The sequence below is a fragment of the Clostridium magnum DSM 2767 genome, assembly GCF_001623875.1.
GTDB lineage: Bacteria > Bacillota > Clostridia > Clostridiales > Clostridiaceae > Clostridium_AM > Clostridium_AM magnum.
The window spans coordinates 24,311-45,588 of sequence record NZ_LWAE01000014.1 but is presented as its reverse complement, the minus strand read 5'-3'; the positions used below and the strand labels follow the sequence as shown (position 1 = coordinate 45,588).

Annotated in this window: 22 protein-coding genes; 17 read left to right on the top strand and 5 right to left on the bottom strand. The window is 28.1% G+C overall.

Going from position 1 to position 21,278, the window contains the following annotated elements; genetic code table 11:
- Positions 1-224: 224 nt before the first annotated feature.
- Positions 225-1,844: an ABC-F family ATP-binding cassette domain-containing protein gene (locus CLMAG_RS28075; protein WP_066630565.1), complete on the top strand. Its 1,620-nt coding sequence runs from the start codon at positions 225-227 to the stop codon at positions 1,842-1,844.
- A gap of 111 nt (positions 1,845-1,955) precedes the next feature.
- Here the strand turns inward: CLMAG_RS28075 and CLMAG_RS28070 are convergent, their stop codons facing one another.
- Positions 1,956-3,881 carry an ABC-F family ATP-binding cassette domain-containing protein gene (locus CLMAG_RS28070; protein WP_066630563.1) on the bottom strand — a complete coding sequence of 642 codons (1,926 nt, stop codon included), beginning with the start codon at positions 3,879-3,881 and terminating at the stop codon, positions 1,956-1,958.
- A gap of 254 nt (positions 3,882-4,135) precedes the next feature.
- Between CLMAG_RS28070 and CLMAG_RS28065 the strand changes: the two genes are divergently transcribed.
- The 7 genes from CLMAG_RS28065 (at position 4,136) to CLMAG_RS28035 (ending at position 11,495) form a co-directional block, all read left to right on the top strand.
- On the top strand, positions 4,136-5,683 hold the full coding sequence (locus tag CLMAG_RS28065) for a LexA family protein (RefSeq protein ID WP_066630562.1): 1,548 nt from the start codon (positions 4,136-4,138) through the stop codon (positions 5,681-5,683).
- A gap of 37 nt (positions 5,684-5,720) precedes the next feature.
- Positions 5,721-6,020, top strand: coding sequence for an ATP-dependent Clp protease adaptor ClpS (locus CLMAG_RS28060; protein ID WP_066630561.1), 300 nt, complete (start codon positions 5,721-5,723; stop codon positions 6,018-6,020).
- Between the two features lie 2 nt (positions 6,021-6,022).
- A complete protein-coding gene (gene clpA / locus CLMAG_RS28055) occupies positions 6,023-8,290 on the top strand; it encodes an ATP-dependent Clp protease ATP-binding subunit ClpA (protein WP_066630560.1) in 2,268 nt (755 codons plus the stop codon).
- Positions 8,291-8,318: 28 nt separating this feature from the next.
- Positions 8,319-9,011, top strand: coding sequence for a Crp/Fnr family transcriptional regulator (locus tag CLMAG_RS28050; RefSeq protein ID WP_066630559.1), 693 nt, complete (start codon positions 8,319-8,321; stop codon positions 9,009-9,011).
- Positions 9,012-9,373: 362 nt separating this feature from the next.
- Complete coding sequence (locus CLMAG_RS28045; RefSeq protein WP_207647061.1) at positions 9,374-10,024, top strand: tyrosine-type recombinase/integrase; 651 nt, start codon at positions 9,374-9,376, stop codon at positions 10,022-10,024.
- An 86-nt stretch (positions 10,025-10,110) separates the two neighbouring features.
- Positions 10,111-10,674, top strand: coding sequence for a hypothetical protein (locus CLMAG_RS28040; RefSeq protein ID WP_066630558.1), 564 nt, complete (start codon positions 10,111-10,113; stop codon positions 10,672-10,674).
- A gap of 554 nt (positions 10,675-11,228) precedes the next feature.
- On the top strand, positions 11,229-11,495 hold the full coding sequence (locus CLMAG_RS28035; protein ID WP_066630556.1) for a zinc-ribbon domain-containing protein: 267 nt from the start codon (positions 11,229-11,231) through the stop codon (positions 11,493-11,495).
- Here CLMAG_RS28035 and CLMAG_RS28030 read toward each other — a convergent pair.
- A complete protein-coding gene (locus CLMAG_RS28030) occupies positions 11,492-12,820 on the bottom strand; it encodes an IS701 family transposase (protein ID WP_082831782.1) in 1,329 nt (442 codons plus the stop codon). The genes CLMAG_RS28035 and CLMAG_RS28030 overlap by 4 nt on opposite strands.
- 105 nt (positions 12,821-12,925) lie before the next feature.
- On the opposite strand from CLMAG_RS28030, the gene CLMAG_RS28025 reads away from it, so the two are divergent.
- From CLMAG_RS28025 to CLMAG_RS33320, 3 genes are all read left to right on the top strand, one after another.
- On the top strand, positions 12,926-13,822 hold the full coding sequence (locus tag CLMAG_RS28025; RefSeq protein ID WP_066630554.1) for a hypothetical protein: 897 nt from the start codon (positions 12,926-12,928) through the stop codon (positions 13,820-13,822).
- Between the two features lie 19 nt (positions 13,823-13,841).
- Complete coding sequence (locus tag CLMAG_RS28020; RefSeq protein WP_066630552.1) at positions 13,842-14,615, top strand: zinc ribbon domain-containing protein; 774 nt, start codon at positions 13,842-13,844, stop codon at positions 14,613-14,615.
- A 62-nt stretch (positions 14,616-14,677) separates the two neighbouring features.
- The gene (locus CLMAG_RS33320) at positions 14,678-14,875 is read left to right on the top strand and encodes a hypothetical protein (RefSeq protein WP_066630550.1); all 198 of its coding nucleotides are present in this window, start codon (positions 14,678-14,680) and stop codon (positions 14,873-14,875) included.
- A 380-nt stretch (positions 14,876-15,255) separates the two neighbouring features.
- On the opposite strand, the gene CLMAG_RS28010 is transcribed toward CLMAG_RS33320, so the two are convergent.
- Positions 15,256-15,477 (bottom strand): hypothetical protein, encoded by a 222-nt coding sequence (locus CLMAG_RS28010; RefSeq protein WP_066630549.1) that lies wholly within the window; start codon positions 15,475-15,477, stop codon positions 15,256-15,258.
- Positions 15,478-15,638: 161 nt separating this feature from the next.
- Between CLMAG_RS28010 and CLMAG_RS28005 the strand changes: the two genes are divergently transcribed.
- The gene (locus tag CLMAG_RS28005) at positions 15,639-16,280 is read left to right on the top strand and encodes a hypothetical protein (RefSeq protein ID WP_066630548.1); all 642 of its coding nucleotides are present in this window, start codon (positions 15,639-15,641) and stop codon (positions 16,278-16,280) included.
- A 277-nt stretch (positions 16,281-16,557) separates the two neighbouring features.
- On the opposite strand, the gene CLMAG_RS28000 is transcribed toward CLMAG_RS28005, so the two are convergent.
- Positions 16,558-17,859 carry a tyrosine-type recombinase/integrase gene (locus tag CLMAG_RS28000; protein WP_066630546.1) on the bottom strand — a complete coding sequence of 434 codons (1,302 nt, stop codon included), beginning with the start codon at positions 17,857-17,859 and terminating at the stop codon, positions 16,558-16,560.
- 189 nt (positions 17,860-18,048) lie between these two features.
- On the opposite strand from CLMAG_RS28000, the gene CLMAG_RS27995 reads away from it, so the two are divergent.
- From CLMAG_RS27995 to CLMAG_RS27980, 5 genes are all read left to right on the top strand, one after another.
- Positions 18,049-18,234, top strand: a complete 186-nt coding sequence (locus CLMAG_RS27995; RefSeq protein ID WP_066630544.1) for a hypothetical protein — start codon at positions 18,049-18,051, stop codon at positions 18,232-18,234.
- A 19-nt stretch (positions 18,235-18,253) separates the two neighbouring features.
- Complete coding sequence (locus tag CLMAG_RS32750) at positions 18,254-18,418, top strand: hypothetical protein (RefSeq protein WP_161487049.1); 165 nt, start codon at positions 18,254-18,256, stop codon at positions 18,416-18,418.
- Between the two features lie 23 nt (positions 18,419-18,441).
- Positions 18,442-18,687: a hypothetical protein gene (locus tag CLMAG_RS27990; RefSeq protein WP_066630542.1), complete on the top strand. Its 246-nt coding sequence runs from the start codon at positions 18,442-18,444 to the stop codon at positions 18,685-18,687.
- Positions 18,688-18,763: 76 nt separating this feature from the next.
- Positions 18,764-19,402 (top strand): hypothetical protein, encoded by a 639-nt coding sequence (locus tag CLMAG_RS27985; protein WP_066630540.1) that lies wholly within the window; start codon positions 18,764-18,766, stop codon positions 19,400-19,402.
- 59 nt (positions 19,403-19,461) lie between these two features.
- Positions 19,462-20,544, top strand: coding sequence for a hypothetical protein (locus tag CLMAG_RS27980; protein ID WP_139264328.1), 1,083 nt, complete (start codon positions 19,462-19,464; stop codon positions 20,542-20,544).
- A 51-nt stretch (positions 20,545-20,595) separates the two neighbouring features.
- On the opposite strand, the gene CLMAG_RS27975 is transcribed toward CLMAG_RS27980, so the two are convergent.
- Positions 20,596-20,784, bottom strand: a complete 189-nt coding sequence (locus CLMAG_RS27975; RefSeq protein ID WP_066630536.1) for a hypothetical protein — start codon at positions 20,782-20,784, stop codon at positions 20,596-20,598.
- Between the last annotated feature and the right edge of the window lie 494 nt (positions 20,785-21,278).

The following is a 21,278-nucleotide window of genomic DNA, read 5'->3' as shown; positions in this document are numbered from 1 at the left end:
GAAGAAAATCTTATAGCTTATGTTATTTAATTATGGTATAATATTCGAGTGGTTTCGACGGGCAATAGTTGCTTGCAAACATAGTAAGTTACCTTATTAGTGGATATTTTTTATAACTATCAGACGCTAATATTTCCTTTTAAAAGCAACGATATAAATCTCACTTTTATAAGTAAGGTTGAAAATGCAAATTATATATAACATTAATGGAGGATTTGTAAAATATGATAAGTACAAGTAATATAAGCTTAAGATATGGTGGTCGTAAATTATTTGAAGATGTTAATATAAAGTTTACACCAGGAAATTGTTATGGTGTTATAGGGGCTAATGGAGCAGGTAAGTCTACATTTTTAAAGATATTATCTGGAGAAGTGGAAGCGAATACTGGTGAAGTTATAATAACTCCAGGAGAAAGATTAGCTGTATTAAAGCAGAATCACTTTGAGTTTGATGAGCATCCAGTATTAGAAACAGTAATAATGGGACATGAAAGATTATATTCCATTATGAAAGAAAAGGATGCTTTATATGCAAAACCAGATTTTACAGATGAAGATGGAATAAAAGCATCTGAATTAGAAGGTGAATTCGCAGAGTTAAATGGTTGGGAAGCTGAGTCTGAGGCTGCTGCTCTTTTAATGGGACTTGAAATAGGGGTAGAGCTTCACGATAAATTAATGAAGGATTTAGATGGTGCAGAAAAGGTTAGAGTACTACTTGCTCAAGCTTTATTTGGAAAACCTGATATACTTTTACTAGACGAGCCTACAAACCATTTAGATCTAAAATCTATCAGATGGCTAGAAAACTTTTTAATGGATTTTGAAAACACAGTAATAGTTGTATCCCATGATAGACACTTCTTAAATAAGATTTGTACACACATGGTTGACGTTGATTTTGGAAAAGTACAGCTTTATGTTGGTAACTATGATTTCTGGTATGAATCAAGTCAGTTAGCATTACAAATGGCTAAGGATCAGAATAAGAAGAAAGAAGAAAAAATAAAAGAGTTAGAAGCCTTCGTTGCTAGATTTAGTGCTAATGCATCTAAATCAAAACAAGCTACATCACGTAAAAAGCAATTAGATAAGATAACTTTAGATGATATAAAACCTTCTTCACGTAAGTATCCTTTTGTTGGCTTTAACCCAGAAAGAGAAGCGGGAAATGACCTACTTACAGTTGATGGATTAACTAAAACAATTGATGGTGTAAAAGTTTTAGATAATGTAAGCTTTATAGTTACTAAAGGTGATAAGATAGCTTTTGCAGGAACAAATGAATTAGCTAAAACTACTTTATTCCAAATATTAATGGGAGAATTAGAAGCTGACAGTGGAAGCTACAAATGGGGAGTAACTACTTCTCAATCATACTTCCCTAAGGACAATACAGAATTCTTTGAAGGTGTTGATTTAAGCCTAGTTGATTGGCTTCGTCAATTCTCAGAAGAAAAATCAGAAAGCTTTATAAGAGGTTTCCTTGGAAGAATGCTTTTCTCAGGGGAAGAAGCATTAAAAAATGCTAATGTACTTTCTGGAGGAGAAAAGGTTCGTTGTATGCTTTCAAGAATGATGTTAAGTGGAGCTAATGTTTTACTTCTTGATGAGCCTACTAACCATCTTGACCTTGAATCTATAACATCAGTTAATAATGGATTAATTAACTTTAGCGGAACAATACTATTCGCGTCTCATGACCATCAGTTTGTTCAAACTGTTGCTAATAGAATTATAGAAATTACTCCTAAGGGATTAATGGATAGACAACAGATTACTTATGATGAATACCTAGAAAATGCAGATATTCAAAAGCAGCTTGAAGAAATGTATAAATAAACAACCTAAATACTTAATTTAATACAAATATTATTATGGTCATAACTAAGCAAAGCTATGACGTTGTGTATCTATATAATAAACCCGTATGTTGAACATACGGGTTTTTGCTTAGCTTTTTTGTGCTTCGATTTTTTCAGCCAATTCATTTAAATAAGTCCATCTCTCATACAAGTTATCTAGCTTATTTGTTAATTCCTCCTTTTCAGCTAAAAGCTTTTGCAGTAGCTCAAAATCACTGCCAGCTGAATTTACTTTACCATCTAGTTCAGAAATTTGATTTTCAACCGCTGCTATAACATCGTCTATTTCATCAAATTCCTTTTGTTCTTTATAGGAAAACTTTAAAGGTCTATTTTTCTTTCTATCCTCTTTATCAAGGGACTTTTCTTCTTTTTTAGTGCTTTCCTTTTTATCAGTACTTTTTCCGTCTTTTATAATACTGTCGTATTTTTCTATATACTCAGAATAGTTTCCTGTATGATAGGATACAGAGCCGCTGCCATCTAGTATAAGAAGTTTTTCAGCTACCTTATCAAGGAAATATCTATCATGGGATACTGCTATTACAGTTCCTGAAAAGTCTTCTAGGTAATCTTCTAATATTGTTAGAGTTTGAATATCTAGATCATTGGTTGGTTCGTCAAGTATAAGTACATTAGGTGCTTCCATTAGTATTCTGAGAAGATATAGTCTTCTTTTTTCGCCACCAGATAACTTTGAAATAGGTGTCCACTGTGCTTCTGGTGTAAATAAAAATCTTTCCAACATTTTAGAAGCACTAATAACTTCACCATCATCTGCCTTTAAAAATTCACCAGCCTCTTTTATATATTCTATAACCCGCAAACTTTCATCCATATCTTTATTTTCTTGAGAAAAGTGTCCTATTTTTACTGTTTCACCAATATCAACATTCCCACTGTCTGGAGTAACTTTACCAGTACATATACTAATAAGGGTTGATTTACCAACTCCGTTAGGTCCAATTATCCCAACTCTATCATTTTTCGAGAATATATAGCTAAAATCCTTTAATATTTTTTTATCCCCATAGTTTTTAGTGATATGATCAAGTTCTATTACTTTTTTTCCAAGTCTTGTACTTGCTGAAGACATTTGAACCTTATCTTCAACTTGCTCTATTTTGCTGTCTTTAATTTCTTCAAATCTTTGAATTCTTGCTTTTTGCTTAGTAGTTCTAGCTTTGGCACCTCTTTTTATCCATGCTAATTCTCTGCGATAAAGGTTTTGACGTTTATTTTCTGAAGCAGCTTCTAGTTCTTCTCTTTCTGATTTTTTTTCTAAAAAGATGCTGTAGTTACCACCATAACTGTAAAGATTTCCTCGGTCTAGCTCAAATATTCTATTTGTTACTCTATCTAGAAAATATCTATCATGAGTAATCATAAGTAAGGCACCTTTTCTGCTGTTTAGATACTGTTCAAGCCACACAACAGTATCATTGTCAATGTGGTTAGTTGGCTCATCTAGGATTAACAAGTCAGCAGGAGTTATTAAGGCACCTGCTAGTGCTATTCTTTTTTTCTGTCCACCAGAAAGAGTTCCTATTTTAGCGTTAAAATCAAATATACCTAGCTTGGTTAGAATAGTTTTAGCATCGCTTTCTATTTGCCAGGCATTTAGTCCATCCATTCTAGGTGTTAAATCCAAAAGTCTTTTTTGTACAAGTGTATCTTCAGGGTTTTTCTCTAAGGAACTGATTGTAACTTCATATTCTCTTAAAAGTTTCATCACTGGTGAATCACCTTTAAATACTTGTTCTAAAACTGTTGCATTATCGTCAAAGGATGTTGTTTGGGATAAAAAGTTTATAGTTAATTTATTAGCAGTTATTATGCTGCCATTATCATAGCTTTCAACTCCGGCTACAATTCTTAGAAGAGTAGATTTGCCGGTACCATTTATGCCTATGAGTCCTATTTTTTCACCTTCACTTATGGAAAGGGAAATATTATTTAAAAGAACTTTCTCACCATAACTTTTATATATATTTTCTAAAGATATTAGATTCATTTAATTCACTTATCCTTTCTAACAAAGTTCCTAAAAGTCTATATTAAGTATATTATCAAAAAGGCTTTTTTTCAACTAAATAGAATTATTCGTCGACAGAATAATGCTTTTAAAAAAGAAAAAATTATAACCATAGTGATATAAATTGAGGTATAATATATTAAATGAAATTAAACTAAAATTCAGATGGGATTTGCTCCACCTGATTTTTAGTTATCCCATTAAAATTGTTATTGGTAGTTGGAGGTGGAAGTATGCAGTTAGACGCAGCACAGAAAAAGATAATTCAGAGTAAGTTTTTAGGAGCTAGTTTGGTAAGAGGTGTAACAGAGACAGGTAAAACTACAATAGCAGTAAATAGAAGTATTTATTTAAAGAACAATTACTGTTTATATGAAACAGATAAAATATTGATTATTGCACAAAATGATGAACATTTAGATTATATAGAAAAAATTCATGATAGGGTAGAAAAGGAAAATGGACTGGAGTATATAACTCTATTTTCAAATACGGTGGACAGAATCCACTTATCAACTATAGATAGTATTATATATAATTATTTTTTAGACCATGAAAGAAGCAATGGAGTTAGCTATAAACCTATTGCAAAGGAAACTGAGCAAAGTGCTATAGTAAATGAATGTATAGTTCAAACTAAAAAGCTTTATAAAAATGTTAAACTGCTGGATATTAAATATCTTAGGTTTTTTATAGATGAAATAAATTGGATTAAAGACTGTAATTATACTAAACTTGAGACATATCAAAATGCAGACAGAGTAGGTAGAAAAATAAAAAGTGCTGAAGGACCTCAAAGGCTTTTGAAAAATTCTAAAGCTAGAGAAGCAACCTTTAAGATTTTTATGCTATATACTGAGAAGCTTAAGGAGCAAAATTTAATAGACTCCAAAGATATTACAAAGTTAGCATTAAAGCAATTAAAAAAGAGTAAAAATTCCGGATACACTCATATAATTGTAGATGATAGTCACAATCTAACTAAATTACAACTTGATTTTATAAATGAATTGAGTAGCAAGAAATCATATTCTAGTTTAATGCTTTTTGTTAACAAAGATAGTAATTTAGATTCTAATGGATGGATAATAAAAGGACGTAAATCTAATAGCTTGCATCTAGGCAATAAAATAAAAAGTTATTCTTTGAAAAAGAAGCATATAGATATTATAGATAACAAAGACTCTATAATTAATATGAAAGATCTGACTGTAAATTGTACTAGTGAAGGGATCAATGGTATGAGAAATAATTCAAAAAACCTTTCATCAATAGAAAACTTTGAGTATCGTGATATAAGACATAATAAAAAATATGAATTGATTAGAGATTTAAATAATTCATCGGAAATCATAGTAAAGAATGAAGATAATGAAGATGAGTATACTAATGAAGAGTTGAGGCAGTTGTCAGTATATAGTGATATTGCTGCAGGAGAACCAATATTAATCAATCCTGATGTAGAAGGAAATTTCCAGTTGCCTAAATACTGGTTAAAGGGAATCAAGGATTGTTTTATACTAAAGGTAAAAGGGGATAGTATGATAGGAGCAGATATTTATGATAGCGATTATGTGGTAATCCGAAAGCAGCATATAGCTCAGAATAACGATATTGTAGCAGTTGATTTAGATGGAAGTGCTACTTTAAAAAGACTAGTTATGAATAAGGATTCTGTAGTTCTTATGCCAGAGAACGAAAAATATAGTCCTATTCCAATAGTTGGTGACGAAGCAAGTATTATTGGTGTTGCAATTGGCGTTATAAATAGAATTAATTAATCTTAAAATTAAACTTAAATCAGATGGAGTTGTTAAGATGTCTCAAAAAACTTTTATAAAAGAAGAAACAAAGCTCAAAGTAAAAAAGCCGTCGATGTATAAGGTGCTTATTCATAATGATGATTATACAACTATGGAATTTGTGGTAGAAGTACTTATAAAAATTTTTAAAAGGCAAGTAGTAGAAGCTACAAAAATTATGTATGATGTACATAAAAAGGGTATTGGAGTTGCAGGAATATATTGCTATGACATAGCTGCAACGAAGATAATGCAGGCTATGAAGATGGCTGAAGGTAGTGGATTTCCACTGAAATTTAGTATGGAAGAGGAATAAAGATGAGATTAGATAGAATAGTAAATGAAATCTTTACTGCGGCTTATAATGAAGCCAAATATTCTAAACATGAGTATTTTACTCCAGAACATATTCTATATGCTTCCTTATTTTTTAATGAGGGAAGAGCTATTATAGAAAACAGTGGTGGAGACGTAGAAGGATTAAAAAAAGATTTAATTAAATATTTTAACGAAAATATAAATATCACAGATAAAGGAGAACCTTTAGAAACAATTGGTATACAAAACATAATCACATCAGCAGGAGAACATGTTTTAGCTGCTGAAAAGAATGTTATAAAACTTGGTGATATTTTTGTATCTATTTATGATGAAGAACAGGGTTATGCTAGTTACTTTCTAAAAAAACAGGGTATAGATAGAATAGATATTTTAAATTATATTACCCATGGTATTGCGGAAATTGGATTAGAAGATTTTAAAGATGAATTCTATATAGAGGATGATATATATGAGGATGTAGATGATTTTGGAGAACCACTAGGTGAAACAAAGCTTAGTAATCTACTAAAAGATTTTACTGTTGAGTTAACAGAAAAAGCAAAAAGTGAAGATGTTGATCCGTTAATTGGAAGGGAAGATATACTAGAAAGAACTATACAGGTGTTATCAAGAAGACATAAAAATAACCCTATTCATGTTGGAGAACCAGGGGTAGGTAAGACTGCTATAACAGAAGGTTTAGCTCAATTAATTGTAGAAAATAAAGTTCCTAAATTACTTCAAAATAGTAAAATTTATTCTCTTGATATGGGGGCACTGATTGCTGGAACAAAATATAGAGGAGATTTTGAAGAGAGAATAAAGAAAGTACTTAACAAAATTGAAAAGGAAGATAAGTCTATCGTTTATATAGATGAAATACATACTATAGTTGGAGCAGGATCTGTTTCTGGTGGTTCGATGGACGCATCAAATATATTAAAGCCATTTTTAACTAAGGGAAAAATCAGGTTTATAGGCTCTACAACTTACGATGAATATAAAAAAATTTTTGAAAAAGATAAAGCATTATCAAGAAGATTTCAGAAAATCGAAGTATCTGAGCCAACTATTGAAGATGCCTGTAATATATTAATGGGGCTTAAGGAACATTATGAGAAATTTCATAATGTTAAATACAAGGATGAAGCTTTAAGAGCTGCAGTAGAGTTATCTTCAAAATATATAAATGATAGATATCTCCCAGATAAAGCCATTGATGTAATGGATGAGGTAGGAGCATATGTTAGGCTTCAGGCCGAGGATGAAAGCACCGTAACAATAGAATTAAAGCATATAGAAAAGATAATTTCATCTATGGCTAAGATACCGGAACAAAGTGTTTCTACTAACGAAATGGATATACTAAAAAATTTAAATAAAAACTTGAAGCAAGGAATATTTGGTCAAGATGAGGCAGTAGAAACCGTTGCTCGTGCAATTAAAAAATCCCGTGCTGGTTTTAATGATGAGAATAAGACAGTGGCAAATTTACTATTTGTGGGACCTACAGGAGTAGGAAAAACAGAAATTTGTAAACAACTAGCAAAAACTTTAAATATTCCTCTTGTTAGATTTGATATGAGTGAATATCAAGAAAAGCATAGTGTAGCAAGGCTTATTGGAGCACCTCCTGGATATGTGGGTTATGAAGAGGGAGGACTTTTAACAGATGCAGTAAAAAAGAGTCCTTATTGTGTATTACTTCTTGATGAAATTGAAAAAGTACATCCAGATATTTTAAATGTACTACTACAATTAATGGATTATGCTACTCTTACAGACACAACAGGAAAGAAAACAGATTTTAGAAATGTAATACTTATAATGACTTCAAATGCCGGTGCAAGATCTGTAGGAAAAAATCTGATGGGCTTTGGTGAGAGAATTATGAATGAAGAAGCCATAAGCAAAGAGGTAGAAAGAGTTTTTTCGCCGGAATTTAGAAATAGACTAGATGATATTATAGTATTTAATAAGATGGATAAAAATATGGCATTGCTGGTAGCTAAAAAAGCTATTAAAGAATTTGAAGAAAAGCTTTTAACTAAAAATATAAAAATAAGTATTACAGAAGAATGCTATAGTTGGTTGGCAGAAAAAGGTTTATCGCTAGAATACGGCGCTAGAGAAATTATAAGGATAGTTCAACAGCAAATTAAGCCTTATTTTGTGGATCAAGTGCTATTTGAGCAAGAGACTTCAGGTAAAACGTATCTTATTGATGTTAAAGATGATAAGTTTATGATTGAGCCGGTTGAATAAACTTAAGGATGTAAAAGGGGCTGAAGAGATGATTAAAGTCACAGAACAAGATTTTAATCTAATACCATTGTTTAACGAAGTAAATGATCAAACTTCTCAGTTATTAAAAGCTAAAGTCTTTAAGGTAAAACTTAACAAAGGAGAACTACTGTTTTATGAAAAGCAGCAAGTTAACAAAATATATTTGGTTTTGCATGGAAAAGTAACTATGTATAGAAATTCAGAAGAAGGTCAAAAAAGAGTAGTTTACATTTTAAGCAATGGAGATTTTATTAATGAAGTGATATTTGACGATTTACCTGCATCCATAAATTGCGAGGCTTTTGAGGAGAGTTACATCTTATGTTTTTATAAGAAAGACTTATTAGAAATTATGGCAGGGGACTTTGAACTGACAAGAATTATAATAAATTCAATGGCTCGAAAAATCAGAAGGCTTTATAGACAGCTTAAAAACACTGTTCCAATAAAAATAGACAAAAAGCTTTCTGCAAAACTATGGAAGCTATGCAAGGATTATGGGGTAGAAACAAAAGAAGGAACATTGATAGATATGAACATAAGTATTACTTACTTGGCAGATATGTTAGGTAGTACAAGAGAAACTATCTCAAGGTGTATGAAAAGTTTTGAGAAAAAGGGTATGATTAAATTTATAGGGAAAAAAATATTGGTAAAAAATCCTTCGGAACTATCTTTATACTTTAGGGGTAGAGAGTAGTGGAGTTTGGAAGTTAGCTTATATACATGATTTATATGACCGTTCGATAATAAAAACTTAAAAAAGCATTGCATATCTAAGTATAAAAAATTACTTGGGATATGCAATGCTTTTTTCATTAGAAAGGTGATATAAATGAGAAAAAAATAACAATTAATAATGCATCTAAACAAAAATCATTTGAACAAGGCTTTAATGAATTTTTAAGGTATTGTGAAATAAGAAATTTGAGACCAGCATCCATTAAAACATATGAAGATGTTGTATATCATATTTGGTATAAATTCTACAATAAAGAAGGCTTAATCAAAGATATAACTAAAGATTTATTTGATAATTTCATTATGTTCCTAAAACAAAAAATGAATGAGAAAGATTCCAGTATTCAAAGTAACATCAAGAAGATGAGAACAATTTTATACTATTTTATGAAATTGGGGTATTTAGAGAAATTTAAAATAGATAACATAAAAGTTGATAAAGATTCAATTGAAACTTATACAGATGAAGAACTAAAAATCTTATTGGAGAAGCCTAATTTAGAGAGGTGTACTTTTGTGCAGTATAGAAATTGGTGTATTATAAATTTTCTACTAGCTACAGGAGCTAGAATATCTTCAATAATTAATATTAAAATAGAAGATTTAGACTTTGAAAATGATTTGGTTACATACAGACATACCAAAAATAGAAAAAAACATATAGTGCCTATATCTAAAAGTTTAAGGGAAATTCTTATCGAATATCTACAATATAGGCAGTCAGCAGAAAAAAGTGACTACTTATTTGTAACTGCTTTTGGAGATAAGTGTGGCAGGATAAATTTAGTGGCTAGTATCAATGATTACAATCGTAAGCGTGGGGTTATGCGTACAGGTGTGCATAAATTCAGGCATACGTTCGCTAAAAAATGGGTCATGTCAGGCGGTAATATATTTAAACTACAAAAGATTTTACAACATTCCACAATGGAGATGGTTAAGAATTATGTAAATATATTTAATTCGGATTAAACAAATGACTTCAACGACTACAACCCATTAGAGTTATTGCAGACTACAACTAAAAAACATATCTCCATGAAGGGAGGTAGAAGGTAGTGTTATTAAGCGAACAATTAAAAGAAAAACTTAGGAATGAATTTATGCCGATAAAATCACTAAAGATATTCTCTAATGGAGATACTTTAAATCTTAAAATAGCTTTTTTGAAAACATTACCAAAAGGAATACGTGGTACTTGTAGCATGATTCTAGATTTCTTTGAATGTAGGGTTAATACTAAAGAAGCTAAAGACAATTATATGATAGTTTATGCTTCGCAACAAGAAATTGCAGATACTCTAGGGTTTACTAGAGAGTATATATCCCATTGCATTAATCGTATGTCAGAAACTCCTAATTGTATTTTTACTAAAGTACGTCAAGGATTGAATAAAGCTAATTACTATATAATGGAGAAGAAAAAAGAACTAGTAAATTTATTAAAACAGATATATAAAGCACAGCAGAAAGAAGCACAAGTCAAAAATCAAGAAAAGCAACAAAGGCAAAAGAAAGAATATAATAAGCAAAAAGTATCTATGTTTAACTCCTTTAAACAGAGAGAGTATTCCAAAGAAGATTTAAAGAACATTGAATATGCTTTATTAGGATGGACTTAGCAAAAAAGGATAAGAACCTACCAAAGTTGCAGCTTTGATAAGTTCAATGAACGAAAAATTTATTATCATTACTATTAGTATATACCTAAATTTTAAAAAAATAAAGTTTTGGGATTATTAAATTCAGCCTTTTTTAAAAGCATGCATCAAAAGGTCTATTTGTTATGCCAAAATTTATTTCATATCTTAATACAATTCAATAAATTCAAGTAATTATTCTTAATTAAGATTTATTTTAAAGCTATAGGTGTTTTTTTATTGTGAAAGTTTGAGCTTAGACTTTTAAAACATTTTAAATTGTCCTTATTGATTTTCGAATGTGAACTGTAGTTAAGGTTAGTATTAGTGGTAGTTTACATCCTAAAGTTAATAACTGTGTAATTCAAAATGTACCGGAAAAATACACAAATATATAGACTTATTATATCTATTCTTTTTATATTTATTTTTAATATGTTTTGATAAAAGGAGTATGGTGAGTGTTAACACAAATTTAATATCTATCTATACATAAAATGTAAAATAAGTTAAAATATTTGTAGGGTGGTGTTATTATGATATGTCCAAGTTGTAGAAAAGAAAATAATGAAGAGAATTTATTCTGTGCCAATTGTGGAAATAAACTTAAAGGAGATACTGAAACTCAAACAAGTATAATTACAGTTACCTCTGAAATAGTAAATTCTCAAAATCAGATTTTTACAAAAATTAAGCAAGCATTTAATAAAAAATACATATGGGGAGCTATAATAGCTATTAGCTTAATTGTTATAGGTATATTTTCTTTTAAGCAATATAACACCACTTTACAAGAAAATTAACTAACCTCATCTAAATATATTAAGGAATTAATTGCCTCTAAAGCTTCTTGATTAATATTGCTCTTTTGTATCTTTTGCACGAAAGTGCTTAATATTAATTCTTTTGATATTTGGTAAGAGATAGCATTTTTAATTTCTTGAGGACTTTGAAATTTATATTTAGAAAAAGACTTATGAATAAAAGGCAATATTACTACAAAGCTATAGGCGATAGCCAGTAAATTAGTATAATTTTCTATTGCCTTTTTATTTCGTACCATGTAGTTACCAAAAGACCAAAAGAATTTATGTTGATAGAAAAACACTTCTATATTCCATCTGAATTTATATGCAAAAAATGGAATAAGAGTTGGTCTTTCTTTATCAGCTTTACATTCATCTACAGTATAGTTTTTAAAAATTTGTATATCTGATGGCTCTATGGAGCAAATATAAACTCTTACAGATGAGAATTTATCTACATCTGTAGTTGTTACTGTTACTATAACAGGTTCATTAAACAAATTTGTTAAAACCTTTTTAGTTGCAATATAGTAGTCATCCTCTTTAGTGTAGTCAAAATCTCTAATATTAAGTTTTAAACCTTTCTTTCTTGGGCGTCCTCTTTTTCCAGTAGGTTCTGGACATAAATCATATATGCTGGTATCAGAACGGACTGCCCCTATGATAGAAAGATTGGTATAATTTCTGAACATATTTAGAAAAGGTCTTTTAGTGTACCAACTATCGCATAACACTATAACTTGGTAATCTAATAGTAACAGCATAATGTTTTGTATCATCTTACCAGCTATTTCAAGTTTGGTTTCACTCTTATCATAGAGTTTATATCCAACTGGCAATGTAAGGTATTTGATTTTACCACAAAAGAGTATAGGGATGCTTATAACCAATGATACAAAGCAATGTCCATTTAAGAAAGAGGTGCCATCATGCTTTGTATGGTCAAAAAGCTTACCGTAACAATCAAACTTATCTCCAAATTTAGCTTGAAGTGTGTCATCTATAATTAAGAATATAGTTATAGTAGACTTAAGCTCTTCGGGAATAAGTGAGATTGCTATTTTTACTGTTGCAAACATTAAGCTCTCTATCGAGAAGTTTGTATAGGATAAAAAATAATAAAAGCTATTAAGAACTTTATTCCAATACTTTTTGATAAAATTGTCATATAAAAATTTTATAGAACGAACTTCTTGAGTTGAAAGCATAGCAGTAACAAGTAAAATAAATATATGAAAGCTCCGCTTATTGAAGATGGAGCGATATTTACTTAAATAATTTTCTATTGTTTTAATTGTTGATTTTTCGTCAATACTAATCATAGTACTAGATACCTCCTAATCAGTGCTGGTTTGCTCAATATTAGTATTGATAATTAAGAGGTATTTGGTACGTTGTATTTTTTGGTAACTTAAATTACTTGTAAAGTGGTGCAATATAATAATAATAAGAATTTTAATCTTAATGTTGCTGAAGCAGAAAAAAATTATAAATCAGATAAATTTAGCGAAGCTAAAAAATGTTATCAAACAGCCTTAAATTATAAAGAGGATAGTAATCTTCAATCAAAAATAAAATTATGTGATAACCTGCAAGATTCTTATAATGAATATAACAAAGGAACTGAATTGTTGGATAAAAAAGATTACTTAGGAGCTTATAATGCTTTTAAAAAGGTTAGTTCAGAAGATCAAAAAAGATTTTCTATAGCTAAGGATAAGCTTACCCAAAGTAGTAAGCTATATATAGATAGTGAATTAGGACAAGCTAAGGATTTTGCGAGTAAAGCAGACTATCAAAATGCTATTACTCACATAAATTCAATTTTAAGCATTGATTCAAATAACCAAATTGCCAAGGCTTTAAAAACTCAATATGAATCAGATTTACAGAAAAAACTTGATGAACAAAAACGTATAGAAGAAGAACAAGCGAAACAAAAAGAAATAGACAATGTAAAAAATACTATAAGATTAATAAATGCATGGACAAGTAGACCTAATTCAGCGGGTGGAGTTGATTTAAAAATACTTTGGACAAATACATCCAATAAGGCTGTAAAATATGCATTTTTCAATGTAGTGCCATATAATGCGGTAGGAGATCCTCAACAATGTACAATAAGGCATGACCCGAGTTTTAGAGGTAAGGTTACGGGACCGATTAATCCAGGTCAAACATATGGAGGGGATCAAGTGTGGGAATGTGCATGGTATAATAATACTATAGTAAGTGTTAAAGTTAAGAGTATTGATATAACATATATGGATGGGTCAACTGTTTCGATAAATGAAAAACAAGCTGAATATGCTTTAAATTATTAAATTTATTGGGGGAATAGTAATGATTTGTGAAAAATGTGGAAAAGAAAATCCAGAAGGAAGTTTGTTTTGTAACTCCTGTGGTTCTAAACTTCAACAAGAGGAAGCGTTAGTTCAGTCTAATACGGAAGGCAATATAAATGATGAACAAATTAATAATGAAGAAAATCAACAGTTAATAGTACCAGAGAATGTAGATGAGAATGAAGAACAGAATATAGAGAAAGAAGAGATTGATATTACAAATGAAAAGGTTAAAAAGAAATTTAGTAAGAAAAAGACTTTATCAATTATTATGATTGTTTGTCTTGTGCTTGGATTAGGTGGCTTTGGTATTTATAAGCACAATGAAATTCAACAACATAAAGAATATGTGAAATTGTTTTCGCAAACAGTAGATAGTATAAGTGTAGAAACTCTTTCAGCTAAAATGATGTGTAATATAATATCTACTGATTGGAGAAGTGCAATTTATGATACACACGAAGATTTTAATACTAAATTAGCTGATTTGCATAGTAGATGGGATAGTAATGGAAAATTAAAAGAAACAAAAGACGCTAAAGATAAAATAGAATCAAATATGACAAAATTAAAAAAATATCCTAAAGATTATGAAGAATCATACAAGATACTTGTTGAACTTTATGGAGTATATGGACAATTATATGATCAGGCAACTTATCCTTCAGGGTCATTAATAACTTATAATCAAGATGTTAATCAGAAAGAGAGTGAATTTGATAAACTAATGAATAAAATAAAAATCACTATACCTACTACAAGTTCTAAGTAGTTGAAAAATGTTATATTAAGAAATAGCAGATGTATAAGTTTATATAATATGGAGAGATAGAAATGCCTATAAAAAATAGATTACTAGAAATTAGATTAAAACTAGGGTATAAGAATGTTAAAGATTTTGCTGATTTTTTAGGACTGGGAAAAAGTAATTATTCCCTAATAGAAAATAATAAGAAGCAACGCAGACCTCCACATGGAGGAATTAAAGAGATAATCAATAAACTTAATGAAATTGGTCTAATGAAACTTTGATATTAAAGGTTATAATGCCTTAGAAAGAAGAATATCGGAAAGCTGTGTGCGGGAAAATCCCATGTACGGTTTGGCAAGGGATTAGAGGAAATTTTATTTTCCTCTAATCTACTCTACATTGTATTTAAAAATAATTTAAATAATACGAAAAGATTAATCTTAAGTATTTAAACTTTTTATAAATTTTATAGTATCAGTATCAATATATTTATTTTCTATATCAATTGATACATCTCCTTTTACCAATATTTTAATATGCATATTTTCTGTTTGATTTATTGAATCGTAATTAATTTGTATATTAGTAATATCTAATATATTATAGATACTTGTTTTAATTTTAATTTTATAATCTTCTATCTTTTCAAAACAAGTTAAAATTATTTTATTTTTAGTAAAAGAATAATTTTAACATTTATAGGATCATCATTTTTGGTGCTAGTATTTGTTGATATAATAGGATCATAATTTTTTACAAACCCAAACATAATGTCAATATCTTCAATTATTTTATTTATCGTATTAAAAGCATTGAGAATATGATTTTGATATCTCCCCTCAGGAATTTTACAATCATTTTTAATATCATTATATTTAAACATATTTTAACAAAACCTCCATATTATATATTTTCTATTATTATATTATAAATTATAACATTATTGGACAAGCTAGGGAATATTATTTATAATTAAAAAAGACTACTTAGTGAAAAGTATAATCCATGATTAAAAATAAAAAATAGCACGGGAGAAGGGTTATAATGTTAGGATATGAAGATACAGAAATATTTAATTATATGACAAAGAACAGAAAGCTAAAATTAGAAGAATATGATGATAATGGAAATTTAATAAAAATAAAAGAATTAGATAATGAAGATTTATTTACTTTATGTATGCATAATACCAATGCATATAAAGCTACTAAATTTGCTAGAAAAGAAGATTTAGATGAATTTAGTAAAGAAGAATTAGAGATAATAGAGAAAATTTTTTATACTAAAGCATATGATTGTTATTGCAAAGAAGAAAGCATTCCTTTCTATTGGTTTGATAATGAAGCAGTAAAATGGTTCAAAGAATTTTTTAATACATATAATCATGATGAAATAAAATTTGGATTGGAAATGATAAACTATTCTAATGGAAGAAAATTTAATGTATCACCTAAATCACCATATTTTGGTAAAGAACTAAACCTTTTTACAGTATTAAAATTTATAAGAGAAAGAGATGGGGTCTATTATGCTGTAAATAATAAAGGAGAAAGAACATATGATTTTGTAGACAAACCAACAAAGAAACAAGTAAAATATCAAAGAACTAAAAATGGGAATAGGTGTGTTTTTTTGAGCTTTAGAGATTGGAAAGAATACTTAATTGGAGAAGATGAATTAAAATAGTTACAGGGATATAAGTAGTAAATGCAGACTAATCACATATTATGTAGTCTGCATTTATATAATATCAACTATTTAGATTCATTAAGTTTATTAAATATATCTCTATAAGGATGATTCTTTACTATTCTATTGAACTTAACCTTTTTATCAATATCTTCATCTGTAATATATTTGCCTAATGAAGTCAAAGATAAGCCGGTAAATTTCGCTATTTCTTCAATATGAAACCCTTGATTGAAAAGTTCCTTAATTAAAGAATATTTAATAAATGAGGGATTTAAGATTTTTTTCTTTTATCTGGTATATCTAAAGTATTGAATTTTACACTAATTATTTTATTAAAATTAGAATCTTCAAAATGATAGTAATGGTTTCCGTAATAACGACAAATCAAATACTCAGATTTAATCTTTTTACTATTTCTATCTTCAATGTAACGTTTTAGTAAATTAAAGATAGAAGGATGAAGGGGAATAGTCCTATTAGCTAAATGTATAGCTTGCTTATTTAAGTCAATATCATTTACCTTTAACAGCTTAATTTCCTGAATATCTAAGCCTAAGTACAGAAATAACAAAAATATTAATTTATTTCTAATTGATTCACGAGTATTATTATATGAATTCAATATTGATTCTATTTCAGATTCTTTTAAAAGTTCTTTAGGTTCATTATCAGTCTCTATATTTATGTCTTCAGATATAAATTCTTTTTTAAATCCTTTACTTTTAAATTTTCTGAATGGATTTACAGAAATATCACGTTTATTTTCCAACATATCGCAGAAGGAACTAATATGTGCAAATTTATTTTTTATAGTTGTTTCTGTATCGGGTATTTTTTTAGACTTATTAGTGATTTTGGAACTAATATCATCTAATAGATATTGCTTAAATTTATTAGGATCAATATAACCTAAACTGAAAGATTTTTCTTTATCAGCTGTATAGTCTAAAAAATTGTATATAGTACTTTCATATTGTTTTAAAGAATTTTCAGTTTTATTTTCGTTTTTAAAATAAGCTTTAAATTCAGATAAATACTTGAAATAATTAGTTGTTTGAAATCTAAATAAACATTTTAAATCAAAATACTTGAGATTACTCTCATTTCTGTATTTTGCGCTTTTATTCAGTGGATTAAATAGGTAAAACCTTAAAACTTCTTTTTGTTCAAGAGAGCCTTTAATACTATCATTAAATAGCATATAGCAATTTCCATCAGTTAGTATTCCCCATTCAAGGTTTGCAGAATGAATATATCTTACTAATTGCTTACACGCCTTTGAAGTTAAAAAGTTGCTTGATAAATCTTTGCTACCTTTTTTTACTTCAATATATAAAGTTTTTTCCAAAGAATCTATTCCGTTGAACTTTACAGCAATATCAACCCGATCTTTTATCTCTTTGGATTTGTCTGGAAACGGTTCGTAATCAAACCAACTTTCTTCAGCACCCTGCATTAAAAAAAAGTTTCTAACTATAGATATTTTTATAGTTTCTTCATTAATAATGCCTTCACTATTTGTAGGTAGTTTAGTATACAATTCCCTGAGATTTTCTAAATTTTGTTCTATCATAATTATTCCTCCATTAAAAAATTTAATTACGTAGATATATTATGAATATTTACATTATTTATTCGTTTTATGTAAAGTTAATTTATGGTAATAAATATAGAGAGTTAACGGATAATCAAATTTTTAGTATTTGATAGAGGATTTTCCTTTATTTTGTAGAATATTTACAAAAGAAGGGAGATGCGAAGTATGATAAGTAGAACAGAAGATTGGTATAGAAGAGATGTTTATATTTTTATAAAAGATAATTCTAAAGTATCAAAAGAAGATATTTTAAGAAAGTTTCAAAATGATCTAACATTAGAAGAGGAGCTAAAAACATTAATTGATATTGGAAAGATAAAGTATATAGATGGTTATTACAGTGTTAAATAGTTTTTGGGAGATGAAGTGAATGTCAGAAATAAGTTCAGATATTTTAAAGCTAATAGATAAAAAAGTTATTGATATTATAGATAATGAAGCTTTAGGTACTCATTTTAGAATATTATTTGAAGATGGATATATTTTAAGAATACCAAAAGTTTTAGGAGTTGAATTATTAAAGAAAAATGAATAGTAAATGGAAAGGTGGATTAAAATATGGTTTTAATAACAACAGAATATACTAAATTAGATAAAGAAAATCAAATTGTTGAGTTGACTTATTTTGTTGATAATCAAGTGGTAGTTAAATTAATTTTCGATTACAATAAAGATACAACTGAAATTAATGGCAATTTATATGACTTGATTGGATGGAAGCATACTGAGGAAGATAAAAATAAATATGAAAATTATATTCAAATTCAAAAATGGTTTGCAAAGGAAATACTCAATAAAATTTGACATTTTCGTTTAAATATACACTTTTAGCAGGAAACTTTAACCTCTTAATCGAATAATTTGACTAGGAGGTGTTTTTATGTCTAAAAAAGTAATAGAGAGTGATGAGAAAAAGAGTATTAGAGAATTTGATGACTACTTTAAATTATATCAAGAAAAGGAATCGAAAGAAGTTGAGGAATTATATACTCATATAAAAGAATCTTATAAACTCAGATTCAAAGACAATCAAATAAAGATTAAAATTGAAAAAATAAATTTGGAAAGAAACATTGGTAAATATCAAGGGGCTTTACGTAAGCATGGACTTACTTTTCTTATTGGAATATTAGGGGTAATGATTCAGTTATTATTACCAGAGTTTTTGAAGATGTTTGGTATAAATAATTCATCATTAAACTTTGCTGTCATGTTTATTTGTTTAATATTTTTTATGAGTGCTGTAGGGAAAGATTTTGATAAAGAACGTCCTAAAGATTTAATGAAATTTATAGCATTAAAAGTTCTTGAAGATATTGAAAAGGAAACTAATGAAAATAAAGCTAGACAGGAAAAAGAAGCTAATAGGGAAAGATCAATTGAACAGATTAAACAGCATATAGATAGTAACAATGTTATAAAGAATACTGTACTACCAGTTATAGCAGAAATTGCAGCTACTACAGTAGTTAAAAAAGGTATTTTAAAAACTGTACTAAATAAGATAAAAAGAAAGTAGTTGGAATGAGAATAAATAGTAAAAAGGGAGGAGAAACTATTAATTATATTTATTATAAAATGTCTTTGGACTTGCTTTTAAAAGATTGTGAAATTAATTATTGTATCTTTGAACATATGAAAAACAAAGAGTATTCAAGTATATTTTATTTATCATTTTTGCCATATCAATCTATGCTATGTAAGGGCATTTTGGATTATTTTGATATTAAGAAGTTAAGAGATATACTTATTCAGGAAAAAGATTGTATTAAAATAATAGAAAAAGTTAGAGTGAAAATTAAGCTCTATGAGGAAAAAAGAATAGGTAAAAATGTAGAAATCTTAAAAAAAATGCATCAAGAATGGTTAGAATTAATGAATACAGCTTATAATAAAGGAAATTATATTTTGAAACAAATAGGAGTTATTAAACTTTATGATTTTGGTACTTATAATATCCAAAATGAATTTATTGGGAATACCATTTTGAATTCTTGGTATATGAGTGAGTTTTTAGATATAAAATCAATTGGTTCAGAAGAAACAAATAGAGATGTAATGATGCTTAGTAGAAGTATGGGGATAATATTAGGAACTATATGTAATGAGTATTTATTAGAAAAAAGGGTTTATGTAATGAATTCACAGATAAATGTAAAAGATAAAGATTTCCTATTAAGCAGTAACGATACAAAGATTTTTAATAATAAATATGATAAATATATTTCTCTTTTGCTTTTTAACATTATTTGTTCAATCAATTTTGTATTATATTTTTTAGGTAAAATAGTGCCTCAAAATAATCAATTTTATTTTAGAGTTAAATATAATTGTTGCTATTATGCTGTTTCATCATTACAAAAATTGGTTGAATATTCTAAGCAAAATGTTAGTGTTAATACTGGAGTTGAAGATTATATAATTGAAGTAGAAGAATTAGAAAAAATAAAAGCCAGTATAGGTGGAAGTAACTTAAGAAACTGTATAGCTCACTATAAAATTTCAGAGAAAGATATAAGTGAAAAAGAGATACTAAAAGATGTCCCTTTTTATGGATTAATAGAAAAGTATTGCAAAAAGGATTATTACTCACTTGATAAAGAATTACAGGTACATCTTGAAAACATTTCTTATCTATTAGAAAAATGGATATTAGGTTAATAGAGCCTGTAAAAAATTGACTTTATATTTGCTTGGCAATCTACAGTTATATTATAATTTTTTTGTTCTTGAGTTTTGTTCGTTACCAGTGGTAATAGAAATTTCATTACTTAAGTGTTTAAAGTTATTTTTTAGTTTTAAAGCAGCAGTATCTTTTAGATACGCTAGTATTGAAAATATGCCAACTATACTAACAAGACTAACACATACAATTGAAGTAATAACGATAGTATCATTCACATTATTCAACTCCTTTCAAGTTTCTTTTAATACATTATAAAGCCGAAAAAGCTTATTCTCTATTTACACTTTTTTTATGATTTTTATATAATTAAATTTAAGAATGTGTAAAATGATTGTATAAACTAGTTCAATGTAACATAAAATTAATAACTTTCTACAAATTTTTTTGTTGATTAGTGGTGTTTAATAGGACTGCATATTATTTAAGCCAGTAAAAATCAGATACTAGCTGAATTAGTACACTTTGTACACATTTTGTATATGCTTCAGCACTCTTTGTACTACATTTAGTAAAAAATTTTGATGACTACTACTCTTTGTGAAAGATTTAGTTCTTATATTTATTATAACTGAAAAAAATCGAAGACCGATTTAAGTGAGGGTTTTTATATAGTTAAGTTAACTGAAACTACTATAAAAAATTTTTTAATACTCATCCCATGAGAATTTATCGGTAGTAAATATTTTTTAGAACCCCATTTTGGAGTATT